Source organism: Kocuria tytonicola, assembly GCF_003687175.1.
Classification (GTDB): Bacteria; Actinomycetota; Actinomycetes; order Actinomycetales; family Micrococcaceae; genus Kocuria; species Kocuria tytonicola.
Window position 1 is genome coordinate 1,509,601 of the sequence record NZ_RDEX01000001.1, and the last position, 17,038, is coordinate 1,526,638.

Consider the following 17,038-nt stretch of genomic DNA (forward strand, 5'->3'; position numbering starts at 1 on the left):
CGAGGACCCCCAGGAGGAACCGTGGCCGAGAACACGTCCGTACTGACCGCCCAGGAGACGTTCGGGGAGGACCCCGTGACCGGCGTCGGCCTGATGGCCGACGACGCCCGGGTCGCCGCGCGCGCCCTCGCGAAGGCCCCGCGTGCGTGGAAGGACCGCGCGCTGCACCTCATGGCGGAGCGCATCGAGGCCCGCCGGGACACCATCCTGGAGGCGAACTCGCGGGACCTCGAGCGCGGCCGGGAGGCCGGGACCTCTGCCGCGCTGCTGGACCGCCTCAAGCTCGACGCCGCCCGCATCACCGGGCTCGCGGACGCCCTGCGCGAGCTGGCCGCGCTGCCGGACCCCGTGGGCTCCGTGGTCAGGGGTCAGACCCTCGCGAACGGGCTGCGCATGCGCCAGGTGCGCGTGCCCATGGGCGTGGTGGGCGTGATCTACGAGGCCCGCCCCAACGTGACCGTGGACATCGCCGGGATCGCCGTGAAGTCCGGCAACGCCGTGCTGCTGCGCGGCGGCTCCGCGGCGTTCGACTCCAACCGGGCGCTCGTGGGCATCCTGCGGGACGCGCTCGCGGACGCCAAGCTGCCCGTGGACTGCGTGCAGACCGTGGACGACTACGGCCGGGACGGCGCGAACGCCCTGATGGGCGCGCGCGGCAAGGTGGACGTTCTCATCCCGCGCGGCGGCCGCGGTCTCATCCAGTCGGTGGTCACGAACGCCACCGTTCCCGTGATCGAGACCGGCGAGGGCAACGTGCACGTGTTCGTGGATGCCACCGCCCCCGCGGACATGGCGGTCCGGCTGAGCGTGAACTCCAAGACCCACCGCACCTCCACGTGCAACTCCGCCGAGACCCTGCTGCTGCACGGCGGCGCGGAGGAGACCGGCAGGGAGGTGCTCGCCGCCCTGGACAGGGCGGGGGTGACCCTGCACGTGGACGACCGCGCCGCGGCGCTGCTGCCCCCGGGCTCGGACCACCTCAAGGCCACCGAGGAGGACTGGGCCACCGAGTACCTGGACATGGACATGGCCGTGAAGGTGGTGGACTCCCTGGACGAGGCACTGGAGCACATCCGCCGCTACTCCACCGGGCACACCGAGGCGATCATCACCAACGACCTCGCGAACGCCGAGCGGTTCACCGCGGAGGTGGACTCCGCGGCGGTGATGGTCAACGCCTCCACGCGGTTCACGGACGGGGGCCAGCTGGGCCTCGGCGCCGAGATCGGGATCTCCACCCAGAAGATGCACGCCCGCGGGCCCATGGGCCTGGAGGAGCTGACCACCACCAAGTGGCTCGTCCAGGGTGACGGCCACGTGCGCCCCTGAGACGTACCATGGAACGGACGCCACCCGGTGCGCGTCCGCAGCATTGACCGACCGGCGCCGCCGGCCTGAGAAGGGAACCGCATGAGCTCGCTGTACCTGTTGTCCAACGCCACCGTCGTGGCCGCCGAGGAGGCGCACTCCGTCAACGAGGGACTGCACGCCATGGCGCCCGTGCTCGGCGTCCTGGCCTTCGCGCTGTTCATCGCCGCGCTGCTCATTGCCATGTCCTTCTCGAACCGCGGCCGCCGCCCCGAGATCGGCGAGTACCACGACCCCGCCCAGCTGCCCGCGGACGAGCAGGCCATGCTGGACAGCGTGCACGCCGCGCCGCGTCACTGACCCCTGGCACCGCCGGACGTGAATCCCACGAGCGCCTCGGTGACCGGGGCGGAGACGGAGCTGAACATCCCGCCGCGCACCCCGGGCCGCACCCGGTTGGGGGTCATGGGCGGGACGTTCGACCCCATCCACCACGGGCACCTGGTGGCTGCCTCGGAGGTGGCCGCGGTGTTCGACCTGGACGAGGTGGTGTTCGTGCCCACGGGCGAGCCGTGGCAGAAGGCAGGCCAGGACGTCTCCGACGCCGAGCACCGCTACCTCATGACGGTGGTGGCCACGGCGTCCAACCCCCGGTTCACGGTGTCCCGGGTGGACGTGGACCGGCACGGGCCCACCTACACGATCGACACGCTGCGCGACCTGCACCGGCTGCGTCCGGAGGCGGAGCTGTTCTTCATCACCGGCGCGGACGCCATGGCGGAGATCCTCACCTGGAAGGGCGCGGAGGAGCTGTGGCGCCTGGCGTGCTTCGTGGGCGTCACCCGTCCCGGGCACACCCTCTCCGCCCCCGTGGGTTCCGAGAGCGTCTCCCTGCTCAACGTGCCCGCTATGGCGATCTCCTCCACCGACTGCCGGGCCCGCGTGGCCGCGGGCAAGCCCGTCTGGTACCTGGTGCCGGACGGCGTGGTGCAGTACATCAACAAGTACGGCCTGTACCGCTCGGACGCGGTGGAGCCCCCCGGCCACCTGGCCGCCCAGCCGCCCCACGGCGCCGACGACGCCGCCCCGGGCCACCCGTCCGCCCCTGCGGACACCCCCGAGACCCCCCGCTCGGAGCAGAGGAGCACCGCGTGAGCACACCCCCCGAGAACACCGACCCCGAGTCCCCGCAGTGCCCGTGGGCCGCCCACCCGGCCACGGGCGAGCACGAGCGGCTTTCCCCGCCCGCGCCCATGATCGAGCTGGACACGCCCCAGCAGGCGCAGCCCGTCAAGCCCCTGGGGCCGCGGCGGCTCGCGCGGCTGCAGCGGGAGATGGCGGAGCACGCCCAGCGGATCCAGGAGTCCGAGGCGCAGACCGGCGGGGGAGCGGTGGACGAGGAGCTGCTCGCGGCCCAGCACCGGCTCGCGGACCTCGCGGTGCGTGCCGCCGCCGCCAACGACCGGGACCGGGAGGACGCCGAGCGCGCCCTCGCCGCGGGCCCCGGGTCCACGCACGGCACCGGCCCACGCACGGGGGCACCCGGTTCCGCCGATGCCGCCCGCCCGAGCCCCGGCGACCGGATCACCGTGAGGTTCCCGTCCGCCGCCGCCACGGGCGCCGGGGGCCTGGACCTGGGCGTGAGCACGGCGGACCCCGCCTCCCTGCCGGCCTCCCACGTGCACTACGGGCCCGTGACCACGCAGATCCCGGTCCACACCGCGCCGCGCGATGAGCCCGCGGCCCGGGGGGAGGCCACCGCGAACGAGAACTCGACCTCCGGGCCCACCTCCACCGGGGGCGCGGCGCGCCCCGCGGGGACGGCGGGGACAGCGGCGTCGTCCGCCGGGGGAGGGGAAGTACCCGAGGTGCTGCCCGCCCAGCCCGTCCGGGCCGTGGACGCCGAGGGGCTCCAGCTGCTCGAACCCAAGGCCTACACGCGGGGGAGCACCACCCTGCGCGTGGTGCTGGGCTTGTTGCTCGCCGTGGTCGTCGCGCTCGCCGTGGTGCTCGTGATCTTCATCCTCTAGACCTCGATCCACCGGGCCCCTCCCGGTCCGGACACCCTGTGAAAGGACGGCACACCTCCGTGACTGCCACCACCGAATCCACCGACCTCGTGCGCGCCGCCGCGCGCGCCGCGGACCAGAAGAAGGCCGAGAACATCGTGGCGTTCGACGTCAGCGACAGCCTCGCCATCACGGACGCCTTCATGGTCACCTCCGCGCCCAACGAGCGGCTCGTGGCCGCCGTGGTGGACGCCGTGGAGGAGACGCTCATCGAGCGCTTCGACCGCCGCCCCCTGCGCCGCGAGGGCAAGGGGGAGGGCCGCTGGGTGCTGCTGGACTACGGCGACGCCGTGATCCACGTGCTCCACGACGAGGACCGCGAGTTCTACGCGCTCGAACGGCTCTGGGGCGACTCGCCCGCGATCGACGTGCAGCTGCCCGCGCCGGGCACCACGGACGCCGCCGTGGGCTCGGCCGACGACGCCGCACGCGCCCTCTGAACCCCACCCCGGGAGATTTGCGCGCGCCCGAGCATCCTGTCTAGGATGATCGAGTCGTTGACGGGAGAACCGGAAACGCGGCCGTCGCACGGTGGCCCGGATGACAATTTCGGGTGAACGGACAGCGACGGAAGCGTGGTAAAGTTTCCTCTGGCGCACGGGGCTATGGCGCAGCTGGTAGCGCACCTGCATGGCATGCAGGGGGTCAGGGGTTCGAGTCCCCTTAGCTCCACGTAACGAAAAAGATCCCTCCACCGGACACGGTGGGGGGATTTTTTCGTGCCCACCCTGCGGGCCCTTGGTGCGCTGTCGCGAGGGCCCCCGGACGCGAGAAGAGGTAGCCCGGACTCGCGCCGGTGCGCGGCGGGGGGACAATGCCTCAGCGGGCAGCCCACGACCACCGGGCCCGGTGCTCCTGGACGCACCGCTGCTCTCGGACCTTCCCATGGGCGGGCGCGGCCCTCGGTAGGGTGGGCCCCAACCCGCGGCACGCGGTTCCGTCCCGCCTGTGCGGGCACCCCGCGTGACGCCCGACAGGAGGGATCCGCATGACCGAGCACCGCGCACCCGCCGCACGAGCAGCGAGCGGGACCGGGGCTTCGGCCCCGCGCGAGAGCCCCGCGAACCGGCGGGAGTGGGAGCGGATGCGCCGTCACACCCGGGTGGCCACGATGTGGGGCATCCCGTTGCGGGTGTTCGTGGTGGCCCTCGCGCTCGGGGTGCTCGTGCCGTTCCTGGACCGTTTCCTGGGCTCCGCGGTGCCCGGCTACCCGGACCTGGACACCGGTGCCGTCGCCTCGATCCTCAGCATCGTCTCCGGGGCCATGGTCACGCTGGCCGGTCTGGTGTTCACGGCGCTGGCCACGGCCATGAGCCTGGGGATCACGGCCATGTCCGTGCGGATCGTGCCCGTGTTCCAGGGGGACCGGGTCATCCAGTGGGGTCTGGGCGCGTTCGTGGGCACCTTCGGCTACTCCCTGCTGATCGCCCTGAGCATTGCCGTGCGTGATGACGCCTACCGCCCCTGGGTGGGCACCGTCCTGGCGGTCGCGGCAACCCTGGCGAGCGGCACCATGTTCCTCGCCGTGTCCGTGCGGGTCACGCAGCAGCTGAACCCGGGGATGCTGCTGCGCCGGCTCGCCCGCGACGGTTGGAACGCCACACGCTACGACCCCGCCCGGTTCCACACCCACGCGGACGTGGTGGAGACGCGGGCGGTCCCGGAGGGCCGCGAGGTCCGGCGGCGCGTGCCCGGGACACGCAGGGGCAGGACCGGCGGGGACTGTGTGCTGGCCGTGAACACCCCGCGGCTGCTGGACTGCGAAGACGCGTGGGGCATGCACGTCGAACTGGTCCCGGAGATCGGTTCCCCCGTGCCCCTGCGGCGGTCTGCTGTTCCGCACGAGCGCCCCCACGACCCCCGATCAGCGCCGGCAGCTCGAGCACGCCGTGGCGTTCGGGGACATCCTCTCCCCGGACAGCGGACCTTTCGGCGCGATCCGCGCCATGGTGGACATGGCGTTGAAGGCCCTGTCCCCGGCGGTCAACGACCCCACGCGTGCCGTGCAGGCCCTGGACCAGATCGAGGAGGTCCTGGCGCGGCTGTCCCCGCGGCTCAGCGAGCGGCGTCGTGACGTGGCCCGGCACCCGGAGGCCGTGCTGCTGCGGCGCTGGGAGCACTCGTGGGAGGACCACGTGGCCGCGGCCACGGACGAGATCCGGCAGTTCGGCACCACCTCCGTGCAGGTCCAGCGCAGGCTCCGCGCACTGTTCACCACGCTGCTGACGCTCACCCCGGCAGAGCAGCACCCGCCGCTGCGGGAGCGCCTGGACGCCCTGGAGCGCGGCACCGACCGTTGGTGGCAGGACCCGTTCGACCGCCGCCTGGCCGCGGGCAGGGACGCGCAGGGCCTGGGGGACGTGACGCCGCGCGGGGTGCAGCGGGACCGGTGACGCCTGAGGTGCAGAGATGACCGCCGTGCGGCACGAATCGGTGGCATGTCTGCACCACGGAGCCCTCTCGCTCTCATGCTACGTCGCGCGCGGCCCGTGCCGGGTGCCGGGTGGGCGGGATCCGGGCCCGGCGGGTGAGCATGGACGGCGAACATCCGGCACCCCCCGCACCCCCGACCCCCTGGACACCGCACGATGAGACGACTTGTCACAGCCCCGTACAAGGACGACGAGGGCATGGGCTGCGGGGGACTGCTGGCCACGTTCCCGGACAAGTGCACCGCGGTGGTCCTCGCGGTGGTCCTCGCGGAGGGGAGTCCCACGCGGCGTCGTGAGTTCGCCCGGGCCATGGACGTGCTGGGCGTGACACGGACCCGCGAGCTGGACCTGCCGGACGGCGCCGCGGGGGCGGACGTGCTCGCGCTCGCGCGGCTACCGGACGAGATCTGCGCGGAGCTGGAACCGGAGGAGCTGCACCTGCCGTTCCCGTCCCTGCACCAGGACCACATCGCCGCGTACGAGGCCGGGATGCGCACCGCGCGGCTGGCCACTTCCCCGGGGCACTTTCCCCGGGGCACTGGGCGGCGCCGTCGGTGGTCGTGCCCGACGTGGCGGTCTGCGACGTGAACCTCTACCCGAGGGACCTGCGCTGCAGCACCTTCGCGCCGCTCACCGCGAAGCAGGCGGACCACAAGGCGCGCGCATGCCCGCTCTTGTCCTCCCACGCCGTGCCCGCGAACAGGAACCGGGGCACGCTCCAGTGCTTCCCCGCGCGGCCGTCCACTGCACCGCCGCCCACGGCGCCGCCGTCGTCGACCGTGCCGCCCCGCCCGTCCGCGCCGTGGCGCTCGCCACCGGTCCCGACGACGCCGCTCGACTCCGTTCCCTGCCCGGCCACGGGATCGGCCCCGCTCCCGGGACCGGCTCCCGGCACGTGGTGGGCCCGAGGCCCACGGGAAAGACCTTCGCGGGGTCCACGGCTTCGGGGAGTGGCTGGCCCCGCAGGACCGCGGTCAGCCGCGGGATCATCCGGGGAACCGCGAGCGCGCGCTGGACTCCGGGGTCGACCCGCTCGCCCGCGCGGGCACCGGGACCCACGACGTCGTGCCCCTGGCACCGCAGCGCCGCCGCGGGACCCGCGGGTGTCCCGGACGAAGAGTCGGGGTCGAAGGGGTCCCCGTGGAATGCGATCCCGGGGGAGCCTTGCGCCCGGCACGACACGGTCCACGAAGGGTGCGGAATCATTCATGCGCCCACCCCAGCCAGCGGACGAGGCGTCGCCCGGGTGGTCCGCGGTGGTGCCCGCGGCGTCGTCGTCCTCGCTGCGCGCCCGTTCCGACGTGCGGCGACGGCGGGGGTACGATGACCGCCATGCCCACGAGAGCCACGCGCCCGACGTCCCGCCGCTGGCGCACCGCGGCCGTGGTCGCGGCGGTCGCCGTGCTGGTCATGGCCGGCGTGCTGGTCGCTGTGAACCCCTTCCGCGCGGCCGCACCGGCCACGACGGACTGCACGGCTTACGGGCTCGCCGCGGACGATCCCCGGGCGCACCCCCACACGGTCACCCGGGCCACGCAGGAGACGGCCGAGGACCAGACGCAGGCAGGACCCCTGGGGCGGCTGGACCAGAGCTTCACGGACCGGGGGGTCACGAGCCGTTTCCACGTGATCGACGGCGGTGTGGACACGTCCCGGCCGGTGGGACTCGTGGTGGACCTGCACGGGGACGGGGGCGCGGAGTTCTACGAACCCGGCGGCCGCAGCACGTGCCTCGCTGCGGTGGCGGCCTCCCACAACGCACTCCTGGCCGTACCGCTGTCTCCGGACTCGAACGGGGACCGCACGTGGTGGGAGAACATGCGTGTGAACCTGGGCTGGCTGCGAGCGCTCACCACCAAGGAATTGCTGCGGAATTCGCCCGTTCAGCATGATCTCGTCACCTGGATGGGGTATTCGGGCGGGGCGGAAATGCTCAGCTACGGTGTGCTCAGCGATGCCCGCGACCTCGTTTCCCACGGGGCGGTCATGGTGGGCGGGGGCGGGGCCCCGGACGCGCTGGGCACCGCGGCCACCGACAACGAGAAGCGCAACCTGCGGATGTGGTGGTGCACCGGCGCCGAGGACGACGGCTCCGACCCGGACTCGGACTTCGACGCGGTGCGGGCGGCGACGCGCGGCCACGGCTTCTACCAGCAGCGGGGATTCCAGCGCACGCGCCTGGAGCTGCTGCCGGGCCACGACCACTTCGACATGCCGGACGCCCTGATCCTGGACGAGCTGCTCTCGGCCTCCGAGGCTTCCCCGCACGCCACCGGGTGATACCGGTCGGTATTCCCCGTGTGGCCCGCATGACATTACCCGCGGGTTAGTTCAGGATATCTTTTCGCAAACGCATGCATTCTTTTCCGTATTGCACCTGAGTTCACGCCTGCCGTATCCTGGGACCACAGAACCGTGCCAGCAGGGGGACATTTTGCCGGGCACTGGGCGCGCACCTGGATGTCGCGCCGTCGTTCGGGTCGGGGGACCTGAACGGCAGGATCCACACATCCGCACCGACGCATCCCGACCGGGGTGGACGTCTGTCTCCTCCTGCGCCACGGATCCTGAACGAGGGGGAGCGTACCAACAGTGGACAGCCACAATCTCAGCGGCGGGGCCCACGCGGCCACCGCCCGTCCGGGGGAGGCCCCGGACCGCGCCGTGTACCCGGTGGAGCAGCCGCCGGCACCGCGCACACTCGTGGACATCGTGCTCGACACCGTGGCACAGTACCCGGACGCCATCGCCCTGGAGGACGAGAACGAGTCCGTCCCCTACGGCGAGCTGGAGGACCGGATCGAGGCGCACGTCCAGCGCCTGTGGGACCTGGGCATCGGGCGCGGGGACCGTGTGGGGGTGCGCGTGCCCTCGGGCGGAGTGGACCTCTACGTGGCCATCCTCGCCACGCTGTTCGCCGGTGCCGCCTACGTGCCCGTGGACTGGGACGACCCGGACGAGCGCGCCCAGACCGTGTGGCAGGAGGCCGGGGTGGCCGCGGTCTTCGGGGAGGGCCTGGAACTGACCCGCAACCCGGCGGTCCGCTCGGGGGAGCAGACCGAGACCCCGCGCACCCGCGACGACGCCTGGATCATCTTCACCTCCGGCTCCACCGGCAAGCCCAAGGGCGTGGCCATCAGCCACCGCTCGGCCGCGGCCCTCGTGGACGCGGAGGCGCAGATGTACCTCCAGCGCCGGCCCCTCGGACCCGGGGACCGCGTGATGGCCGGTCTCTCGGTCGCGTTCGACGCCTCGTGCGAGGAGATGTGGCTCGCGTGGCGCCACGGGGCCACCCTGGTTCCCGCGCCGCGCAGCATCGTGCGCTCCGGTCCGGACCTGGGCCAGTGGATCGTGGACAGGCAGATCACCGCGGTCTCCACCGTGCCCACCCTGGCCTCCCTGTGGCCCAGCGAGGCCCTGGACCGCGTGCGGCTGCTGATCTTCGGCGGCGAGGCCTGCCCGCTGGAGCTGACCAGGCACCTGGTGCGCCCGGGCCGCGAGGTGTGGAACACCTACGGCCCCACCGAGGCCACCGTGATCGCCACGGGTGCCCTGCTCACCGGGGAGGCACCCGTCAGGATCGGGCTGGCCGTGCCCGGGTGGGAGCTCGCCGTCGTGGACTCCCAGGGCGAGCCCGTGGCCTGGGGCGAGACCGGTGAGCTGATCATCGGCGGCGTGGGTCTGGGCCGCTACCTGGACCCGGAGAAGGACGCCGAGAAGTACGCGCCGCTCGAGTCCCTGGGCTGGGAGCGGGCCTACCGCTCCGGTGACGTGGTGCGGGCGGACCCCGAGGGCATCGTCTTCGCGGGCCGCGCGGACGACCAGGTCAAGGTCTCCGGGCGGCGCATCGAGCTCGGCGAGATCGACACCCAGATGACCGAGGTCCCCGGTGTGAGGCTCGGGGCGTGCGCCGTGCACTCCACCCCGGGCGGCGGCAGCGTGATCGCGGGCTACCTCGTCCCGGAGTCGGAGGGTTCCGTGGACCTCACGGAGGCCCGCCGCTGGCTCGTGGAGCGCCTGCCCGGCGGGATGGTTCCCGCGCTGTGCGTGATGGACGAGCTGCCCATGAAGACCTCCGGCAAGGTGGACCGCAAGGCCCTGCCGTGGCCCCTGCCGAACAGCAACGAGGACGGCTCGGCCCCGCTCCAGGGGGACCTCGCCTGGCTCGCGGAGCTGTGGGCGGACCAGCTCGGGCCCCTCCCGTTCACCGCGGACAGCGACTTCTTCGCGATGGGCGGCAGCTCGGTGGCCCTGGCCCGCCTGGTCTCCGCGCTGCGCCGGACCCACCCGGACACCGAGATCGCCAAGATCTACGCGCACCCCACGCTCGAGGCGATGGCCGGGTACCTGGCCACCCTGGGCGAGTCCCACGACGTCAAGCGGGACCCCGAACCCGTTCCCGCACCCGCGGGCTGGCTCCAGGGGCTGTTCCTGCTGGCCCTGAACGTGGTCAACGGCTTCCGCTACGTGCTCGGCTCCATGATCGTGGTCTGGGTCCTCGCGGTCGTGGCCGACGCCGGGTGGGTCCCCAGGCCGCCGCTGCTGCCGCTCGTGCTGGGCTGGCTCGTGATGTTCTCCCTGCCCGGGCGGGTGCTCGTGGGCGCCGCGACCGTGCGGGCCCTGACAGCGGGCCTGCGCCCCGGACACTACCGGCGCGGCAGCTGGACCCACCTGCGCGTGTGGGCCGCCGAGCGCGTGGTCGTGTTCAACAAGTACGACGTCCTCACCGGCACCCCCATGGCGCGGTGGCTGCACCGGCTGTTCGGGAACACCGTGGGCCGGGACGCCCACCTCTACAACACCCCGCCCGTGACCGGTCTGGTGAGCGTGGGGGACCACGCCACCGTGGAGTTCGAGGCGGACCTCTCCGGCTACTGGCTGGACGGCGACGTGTTCCACGTGGGGGCCATCGAGGTCGGCGAGCACGCCCGCGTGGGCACCCGCACCCTGGTGGACCCCGGGATGCGGGTGGGAGCCGGCGCCGAGGTGCTGCCCGGTTCCCACGTGAGCCGCAGCGTCCCGGACGGGGAGCTGTGGGGCGGCTCGCCGCTGCGCCACCACGGCTCCGCCGGGCTCACGTGGCCCGAGGAGTCCCCGGAGGAGACCGGCGGGCTCAGGACCTGGGGCCCCGTGCGCTCCCACCTGATGTTCACCGCCGGGGCGGCCCTGGTGGGGCTGCTGCCCTTCCTGGCCCTGATCCCCGGTGCGCTCCTCGTGCTGACCCGGGTGGTCACCATCCAGGAGTACGAGGTGGTCTTCCCCATCGTGGCCGTGTGGGTCCCCGTGTTCACCGTGGTCACGGCGGTGGTGTGGCTGCTGCTGGTGGTTGCCGTGGTGCGCCTCGTCTCGGGCATGATCGTGCCCGGGTACTTCCCGCAGAACGGCCCCGTGGGGTGGGCCATGTGGCTCACGGAAACGCTCATGCAGCGCACCCTGATCTCCACCTACCCCGTCTACGCCTCCTGCATCACCCCGTGGTTCATGCGGCTGCTGGGCGCCACCGTGGGACGCAACGTGGAGATCTCCACCGCGGAGACCATCCCGCACCTCACCACGCTCAAGGACGGCTCGTTCCTCGCGGACCACGCCCTGGTCACCTCCCACCGTGCGGGCTTCGGGTGGCTGCACGTGGGCACCTCGGTGATCGGTGAGCGCACCTTCGTGGGCAACTCCGGGATCGTGGGCCCGGACCGGGACCTGCCGGCCGACGCGCTCGTGGCCGTGCTCAGCTCCGCCCCGCACCACGCCCCGGCGGGTTCCTCCTGGCTGGGGCGCACGGCCGAGCCGATCGCCCGTGCCAGGACCGAGGCGGACACCGAGTCCACGTTCCAGCCGCAGCGGCGGCTGAAGGCCGCGCGCGCCTTCGTGGAGCTCTTCCGGTTCCTGCCCGCCATGGTCTCGGCGTGGCTGGACCTGCTCGTCGTCTACGTGCTCACGGACGTCTACATGTCCCACGGCATGGGCTGGAGCGGTGTGCTCGCGGCCCTCGCGTGGTCCGGTGTGGTGCTGAGCGCCGCGAGCACCGCGGCCTGCCTGGTGCCCGTGCTGGTCAAGTGGGCCCTGATGGGCCGGTTCCGCCCGAGCGAGCGGCCGTTGTTCAGCTCGTTCGTGTGGCGCAACGAGCTCACCGACGTGTTCGCCGAGTCCCTGGCCGTCCCGTCCATGATCCGCCTCAGCGTGGGCTCGCCCATGTTCACCGCGTGGGCCCGTCTCATGGGCGCGCACATCGGGCGCGGCGTGTGGTGCGAGACCTGGTGGCTGCCCGAGTTCGACCTCGTGCAGCTGGAGGACAACGTGTCCGTGAACCGCGGCACGGTGCTGCAGACCCACCTGTTCCACGACCGCATCATGCGCATGGAGCCCGTGACCATGCGCCGCGGCTCCACCCTGGGCCCCAACAGCTTCGTGCTGCCGGGGGCGACCATCGAGGAGCGGACCACCGTGGCACCGGGTTCCCTGGTGATGCGCCAGGAGACCGTGCCCTCCGACGGCAACTGGGGCGGCAACCCCATCCGCCACCTCGCCCCCGGGGACCAGGTGGTCAGCGCGCAGGTGGCGCCCACCGCGGCACCGGCCAGCCGCCGCGGTGCCCACGCGGCGTCGTCGGCCCCCGAGGAGATCACGCAGCACGGCGCCGGTTCCACCGCCGCCCCCGCCGCGGCGGGGCTGCCCACCGCCCAGCACGAGGGAGTCACCGAATGACCCAGCAGAGAACGGACCACGGCGTGGTGGAGGGGGACCTGCCGGTGGGCCAGCGCCCGCGGCCGGGCCGCAGGCCACCGCGCGAGGTGTGGCTCGGGGACCGCGGGGACGAGGGCCGCACGGCCGCCGAGAGCGGGCTGTGGACCTCCTCGACCCCCGTGGTGACCGCGCCGCCGCGCTCCGCGTCCGCACCGCGGCAGGGTGCTGCCACCCGCAACGTGAGCAGCGCCGACGGCCGCCGCACGAAGCGCCGCATCATGGGTGTGGACGTGGCCCGGGGGTTCGCGCTCGTGGGGATGATCGCGGTGCACGTGCTGCCCGCGGTGGCCGACGCCGAGGGCAACCCGTCCCTGGAGTGGCAGCTGTTCGCGGGGCACTCCGCCGCGCTGTTCGCCACGCTCGCCGGGGTGAGCCTCGCGTTCATGACGGGTGGCCGCGCCCCGCGCCGCGGCCGTGACGGCACCCGCGCGAGGGTCTCGATCCTCGTGCGCGCCCTGGTGCTGTTCCTGCTCGGTCTCACGGTCAACATGCTGGAGCTGCCCGTCTACAACATCCTGATCTACTACGGCCTGATGTTCCTGGTGGCCATCCCGTTCACCCGGCTCAGCGTGCCGTGGCTGCTGGCCTCCTCCGCGGCCTTCGCCGTGGTCATGCCGTTCGTGATGCAGTGGTCCCTGTCCGTGCTCCCGGCCCACGTGTACGGCAACCCGGTGTTCGTGGCACTGCTCACGGACCCGGGGGCGGTGCTCGCGGAGCTGTTCCTCACCGGCACCTACCCGGCGCTGCCCTGGATGACGTTCATCTGCCTGGGCATGGCCCTCGGCCGGCTGCCCCTGTCCCGGGACCGCGTGCAGGTGCTGCTCGTGATCGTGGGCGCGGTCACCGCAGCGGTGGCCCGTGGGATCTCCCTGCTCATGCTGATGCGCTTCGACCTCGAGGACGCCCTGGTGGAGGCGACCCCGTGGATGACCTCGGACGACGTCTGGAACATCCAGATCTACGGCCCGGATCCCCAGCTGCCGGACACCACCAACCTGTGGCTGCTGCTCTCCGGCCCGCACACCAACACGCCGTTCGCGCTGCTCGAGAGCGCGGGGCTGGCCATGGTGGCCCTCGGGGCCTTCCTGCTGCTGTGCCGGGTGATCGGCAAGTGGCTGACCTGGCTGGGGGCCATGGGCTCCATGACGCTCACCCTCTACGTGGCGCACCTGGTGTTCCTGGCCTTCGTGTGGACCGAGACCACCCCGTGGTTCTGGTTCCTCGTCCAGATCGCCGTGGCGGCGCTGTTCGCGGTGGCCTGGCAGCAGGCCCTCGGCAACGGCCCCCTCGAGCGCCTCGTCACGAAGGTCTCCAAGGGCGCGGCCGCGGCGGCGGTCCGGCCCGGGAAGGCGCCCCCGCGGCGTCGTGCGGAGCCCACGCGCCGCTAGCGCGAGCGCACGCGGCGCCCCGACGGACGGACCTCAGCCCTGCGGGGCGGGGTCCGTCCGCCACGCCACGGCCAGGCGGGCGTGCTCGCGGGGCGCGGTGCGGACGTCGCTCACGCTCCAGCCGCGGCCGTAGTCCGCGCGCGCCGCGGCGCCGATGTGGATCCCGGCGGGATCGCGGGACAGCCCCGTCTCCCAGCCCTTGACCAGCGCCTCCACCCGCACCCACGTGCGGGTCACGGCCGCGGCACGACGCCGCCCGCGCAGCCGCGCGAGCCGCTGCCGGTCCGCGGGGTGCAGCAGGTCCAGCAGCACGTCCGCCTCCACCTCGGACTGCAGCCGCTCCACGTCCACCCCCACGGGGCGCTGGGCCGTGACCAGGGCGACCACCCCCGCGGTGCGCGAGACCGAGAACCGCACGGGGGACGCTCCCCCCAGCTCCGGGGAGGGAACCGCCGTGGGATCCAGCCCGGAACCCGCGGTCACGGCGCCCGCCCGCCCGCGGACCGGCCGCGGGGCCCCGCTGCGGGGGTCGTGCACCACCGGGACCTCACCGGGCCGGCAGCCGAGCCGGTGCGCGAGCACGTGGCGCAGCGCCACGCGGGACACCGTGAACAGCTCCCGCGCGCGGGCCTCCTGCCCGGCGTGGGCGCGGGCCACCTCCTCCTCCGTGAGGCAGTCCGCGGCCGCGAAGGCCCACGGGGCGAGCTGCGCCAGCGGCAGCACATGCAGTGTGAGGTCCGCCGGCGCCCCGGGCACGCGGCGGCGGTGCTCGGCCCACACGGGGTGCCGCAGCACGGCGGTTCCCGCGCTCACCGGACACCCCCGTCCTGCTCCCACAGCGCCCGGTGCAGCAGCTCGGGGTGCTCGAACAGACCGTGGTGTCCTCCGGGCACGGTGAGCGCGCGCGCAGGGGCGGCCGTGGCGTCCGCCCAGCGGGCCATCACCTGCGCCGACGCCGTGCGGTCCCGCTCCGCGCTCACGAGCAGCAGGGGTGTGACCCAGCGGGGCGCGGGGTCCCCGTGGGCCAGGGACGCACGCAGGTCCGCGCGCAGCGGGCCCAGCACCAGCTCCCGCATGACCGGGTCCTCCAGCAGCTCCTCCGGGGTCCCGCCGAGCCCGCGCAGCCAGGTGAGCAGGGCGTCGTCGTCCTCCACGACGCGTGCGAGCTCCGGGTCGGGGGCGGGCGGAGCGGCCTTCGCCGAGAGCGCCACGACGGACAGCCGCCCGGGGCGCTCGCGGTCCACCGCGGCGGTGAACTCCGCGGCGAGCAGGGCCCCGAAGGAGTGGCCCAGGACTGCGGTGGGGACCTCGTCCGCGTCCAGGACGGGCAGCAGCACGGCCAGTGCCTCGGCCACGGTGGTGTCCACGCGCACGGGGGTGGGCTCGGCCATCCGGGACTCGCGTCCGGGGCGGCGGTGCACGAGGACCTCGGTGCCGGGGTGCTGCAGGGCGCGCCCGGAGAGGCCGCCGGCCCCCGCGTGGGGAAAGAGGACGAGACGCCGCTGCGGGGTGCCCGTCCCGGCGGACCAGCGGGCGAGGGCCGTGCCCGGGGGCGGCACGGCGGTGGGGGGAGGGGTCGTGACCAACTTCCCGGACCTCCTGGGTGGTGGATGATGGGCGGGTTGCACGGCGGGGCGGGGGAGCGCCGTCGGCCGGGTGCTGGGCGGCGGGGGTGCGCCGCGGGTGCTGTGGTGCTCGTGATGCGTGGCGCTCGTGGTGCGGGGGCGGGTGGCCCTGCGCGGTGGGCGGGTGGTGCACGGAGAGCGGGGGCCGCGCACGGAGCCCTGCGGGCCGGCCCGTGCCCGGTGGCGCGCCGCCGGGGTCGGGGCGTGTGCTGCGGGGGTTCGTGCGCGTGCGGGGAGCGTCGTAGGCTCGGAGGCCGGGACGCCCACCGCGCACGCCGCGGATCAGCACCACAGTACCCGGCGCGCCGGTGCGGCTCCCCGGGGCCGCAGCATGTGACCCGCCCGCGACGAGTGAACGGAGACAGCACAGATGGCGGCGAAGAAGACGAAGTCCTCGGCCACCCCGGCCACGCAGGCGCTCACGGCGGCGGGGGTCGAGTTCGAGGAGCTGCCGTACGAGCACGACCCCCGGGCCGGGTCCTACGGGGACGAGGCCGCCCAGGCGCTCGGACTCGACTCGCAGAGCGTGTTCAAGACTCTCGTGGTGGCCCTGGAGCCCGGCGGTTTCGGGGTGTGCGTGGTGCCGGTGGCCGCCCGTGCGGACCTCAAGGCCGCCGCGGCCGCACTGGGTGCCAAGAAGGCGCACCTCGCGGACCCGGCGGACGTCCACCGCCTGACCGGCTACGTGCTCGGGGGAGTGAGCCCGCTGGGCCAGCGCACACCCCTGCCCACGGTCCTGGACGAGAGCGCCCGGGGGATGGAGCGCGTCTACGTCTCCGGCGGGCGGCGCGGCTTCGACGTGGGGCTCTCGCCCGAGGACCTGGCCCGTGCCACGGATGCGGTGCTCGCCGCCGTGGCGCGGCCCGCGGACCGCGGGCACTGACACGGCGCGGCGCGAGCCGCGGTGGACCGCTGCCTCCCTCTCCCCGGTGGGTCACGGGGCCCGCACCGGTGGTCGCTTATGCGTGTCGGACGGCCTTGGCACCGTCCCAGGAGTCGAATAAAGTTTCGAAAACCTGGGGAGGGTGAACCACCATGACGGTGCTGGAGATGACGGAGGGCGTGGACGTCGAGGGCGGTCCCGCGGGCCACGAGGACCCGTGGGACGCGGTCCCGGTGATCGGTGCGGGCCGCGCCGGTCCCGGGGTGGCTGCCGTCCTCCCGGACCCGGGGTCGGAGGGGTTCTCGGTGCGGTGCGACGACACCGGGGCACCCTGGGCAGTGACCTACCGGGGCCGGGAGCAGCGGGTCCTGCAGCCGGTGATCCACTGGTTCGAACGCCGCAACTGGTGGGATGTGGAGGACCGCGTCCCCAGGGAGAGCCGCACCAGTGCCGTGGACCGGGAGTGCTGGCGTGTGCAGGCGGTCCAGGCCGGTGCAGCCGTGGCGCGCACCTTCGACATCACCCGCAGCCAGGTCACGGGACGCTGGGAGCTGCTCGGTGTCAGCCTCTGATCCGGGCTCCCCTCGGGGTG

Annotated in this window: 14 protein-coding genes, 1 tRNA gene and 1 pseudogene; 13 read left to right on the plus strand and 3 right to left on the minus strand. The window is 73.7% G+C overall.

What is annotated here, in order from left to right; all coding sequences use genetic code 11:
* Positions 1-21: 21 nt before the first annotated feature.
* The 8 genes and pseudogenes from EAE32_RS06870 to EAE32_RS06905 all read left to right on the plus strand — a co-directional run bounded on the left by EAE32_RS06870 (position 22) and on the right by EAE32_RS06905 (position 6,397).
* Positions 22-1,329, plus strand: coding sequence for a glutamate-5-semialdehyde dehydrogenase (locus EAE32_RS06870; RefSeq protein WP_121845727.1), 1,308 nt, complete (start codon positions 22-24; stop codon positions 1,327-1,329).
* Between the two features lie 81 nt (positions 1,330-1,410).
* Positions 1,411-1,668: a hypothetical protein gene (locus tag EAE32_RS06875; RefSeq protein WP_121845726.1), complete on the plus strand. Its 258-nt coding sequence runs from the start codon at positions 1,411-1,413 to the stop codon at positions 1,666-1,668.
* An 18-nt stretch (positions 1,669-1,686) separates the two neighbouring features.
* Positions 1,687-2,463 (plus strand): nicotinate-nucleotide adenylyltransferase, encoded by a 777-nt coding sequence (nadD, locus tag EAE32_RS06880; RefSeq protein WP_121864570.1) that lies wholly within the window; start codon positions 1,687-1,689, stop codon positions 2,461-2,463.
* Complete coding sequence (locus EAE32_RS06885; protein WP_121864571.1) at positions 2,460-3,338, plus strand: hypothetical protein; 879 nt, start codon at positions 2,460-2,462, stop codon at positions 3,336-3,338. Before nadD ends, EAE32_RS06885 begins: the two co-directional genes overlap by 4 nt.
* 59 nt (positions 3,339-3,397) lie before the next feature.
* Positions 3,398-3,817: a ribosome silencing factor gene (gene rsfS / locus EAE32_RS06890; RefSeq protein WP_121864572.1), complete on the plus strand. Its 420-nt coding sequence runs from the start codon at positions 3,398-3,400 to the stop codon at positions 3,815-3,817.
* Between the two features lie 159 nt (positions 3,818-3,976).
* Positions 3,977-4,049 (plus strand) — tRNA-Ala (locus EAE32_RS06895).
* A 439-nt stretch (positions 4,050-4,488) separates the two neighbouring features.
* Positions 4,489-5,770 (plus strand): annotated as a pseudogene (locus EAE32_RS06900) (DUF2254 family protein).
* Positions 5,771-5,965: 195 nt separating this feature from the next.
* A complete protein-coding gene (locus EAE32_RS06905) occupies positions 5,966-6,397 on the plus strand; it encodes a PIG-L deacetylase family protein (RefSeq protein ID WP_121864573.1) in 432 nt (143 codons plus the stop codon).
* 4 nt (positions 6,398-6,401) lie between these two features.
* On the opposite strand, the gene EAE32_RS06910 is transcribed toward EAE32_RS06905, so the two are convergent.
* A complete protein-coding gene (locus EAE32_RS06910) occupies positions 6,402-6,668 on the minus strand; it encodes a hypothetical protein (RefSeq protein WP_121864574.1) in 267 nt (88 codons plus the stop codon).
* 473 nt (positions 6,669-7,141) lie between these two features.
* Here EAE32_RS06910 and EAE32_RS06915 point away from each other — a divergent pair, with 473 nt between their 5' ends.
* The 3 genes from EAE32_RS06915 to EAE32_RS06925 all read left to right on the plus strand — a co-directional run bounded on the left by EAE32_RS06915 (position 7,142) and on the right by EAE32_RS06925 (position 13,938).
* Positions 7,142-8,089 carry an alpha/beta hydrolase family protein gene (locus EAE32_RS06915; protein WP_243635612.1) on the plus strand — a complete coding sequence of 316 codons (948 nt, stop codon included), beginning with the start codon at positions 7,142-7,144 and terminating at the stop codon, positions 8,087-8,089.
* 312 nt (positions 8,090-8,401) lie between these two features.
* Positions 8,402-12,511 carry a Pls/PosA family non-ribosomal peptide synthetase gene (locus EAE32_RS06920; protein ID WP_243635613.1) on the plus strand — a complete coding sequence of 1,370 codons (4,110 nt, stop codon included), beginning with the start codon at positions 8,402-8,404 and terminating at the stop codon, positions 12,509-12,511.
* Entirely contained in the window at positions 12,508-13,938 is a 1,431-nt protein-coding gene (locus tag EAE32_RS06925) for a DUF418 domain-containing protein (RefSeq protein ID WP_121864576.1), read from the plus strand. Before EAE32_RS06920 ends, EAE32_RS06925 begins: the two co-directional genes overlap by 4 nt.
* Positions 13,939-13,971: 33 nt before the next feature.
* On the opposite strand, the gene EAE32_RS06930 is transcribed toward EAE32_RS06925, so the two are convergent.
* Positions 13,972-14,751, minus strand: coding sequence for a 4'-phosphopantetheinyl transferase family protein (locus tag EAE32_RS06930; RefSeq protein ID WP_121864577.1), 780 nt, complete (start codon positions 14,749-14,751; stop codon positions 13,972-13,974).
* Positions 14,748-15,524: a thioesterase II family protein gene (locus EAE32_RS06935; RefSeq protein ID WP_121864578.1), complete on the minus strand. Its 777-nt coding sequence runs from the start codon at positions 15,522-15,524 to the stop codon at positions 14,748-14,750. The genes EAE32_RS06930 and EAE32_RS06935 overlap by 4 nt, the downstream gene beginning before the upstream one ends.
* 409 nt (positions 15,525-15,933) lie before the next feature.
* Here EAE32_RS06935 and ybaK point away from each other — a divergent pair, with 409 nt between their 5' ends.
* Both ybaK and EAE32_RS06945 read left to right on the plus strand, forming a co-directional pair.
* Positions 15,934-16,446, plus strand: a complete 513-nt coding sequence (gene ybaK / locus EAE32_RS06940; RefSeq protein WP_121864579.1) for a Cys-tRNA(Pro) deacylase — start codon at positions 15,934-15,936, stop codon at positions 16,444-16,446.
* 152 nt (positions 16,447-16,598) lie between these two features.
* The gene (locus EAE32_RS06945) at positions 16,599-17,018 is read left to right on the plus strand and encodes a DUF6504 family protein (RefSeq protein ID WP_121846881.1); all 420 of its coding nucleotides are present in this window, start codon (positions 16,599-16,601) and stop codon (positions 17,016-17,018) included.
* Positions 17,019-17,038: the final 20 nt, after the last annotated feature.

Bases quoted from the DNA above. Each gene is read 5' to 3' on its own strand.
- EAE32_RS06875 (WP_121845726.1), top strand. From the start codon at position 1,411: ATGAGCTCGCTGTACCTGTTGTCCAACGCCACCGTCGTGGCCGCCGAG.
- EAE32_RS06905 (WP_121864573.1), top strand. From the start codon at position 5,966: ATGAGACGACTTGTCACAGCCCCGTACAAGGACGACGAGGGCATGGGC.
- EAE32_RS06915 (WP_243635612.1), top strand. From the start codon at position 7,142: ATGCCCACGAGAGCCACGCGCCCGACGTCCCGCCGCTGGCGCACCGCG.
- EAE32_RS06925 (WP_121864576.1), top strand. From the start codon at position 12,508: ATGACCCAGCAGAGAACGGACCACGGCGTGGTGGAGGGGGACCTGCCG.
- ybaK (WP_121864579.1), top strand. From the start codon at position 15,934: ATGGCGGCGAAGAAGACGAAGTCCTCGGCCACCCCGGCCACGCAGGCG.
- EAE32_RS06945 (WP_121846881.1), top strand. From the start codon at position 16,599: ATGACGGTGCTGGAGATGACGGAGGGCGTGGACGTCGAGGGCGGTCCC.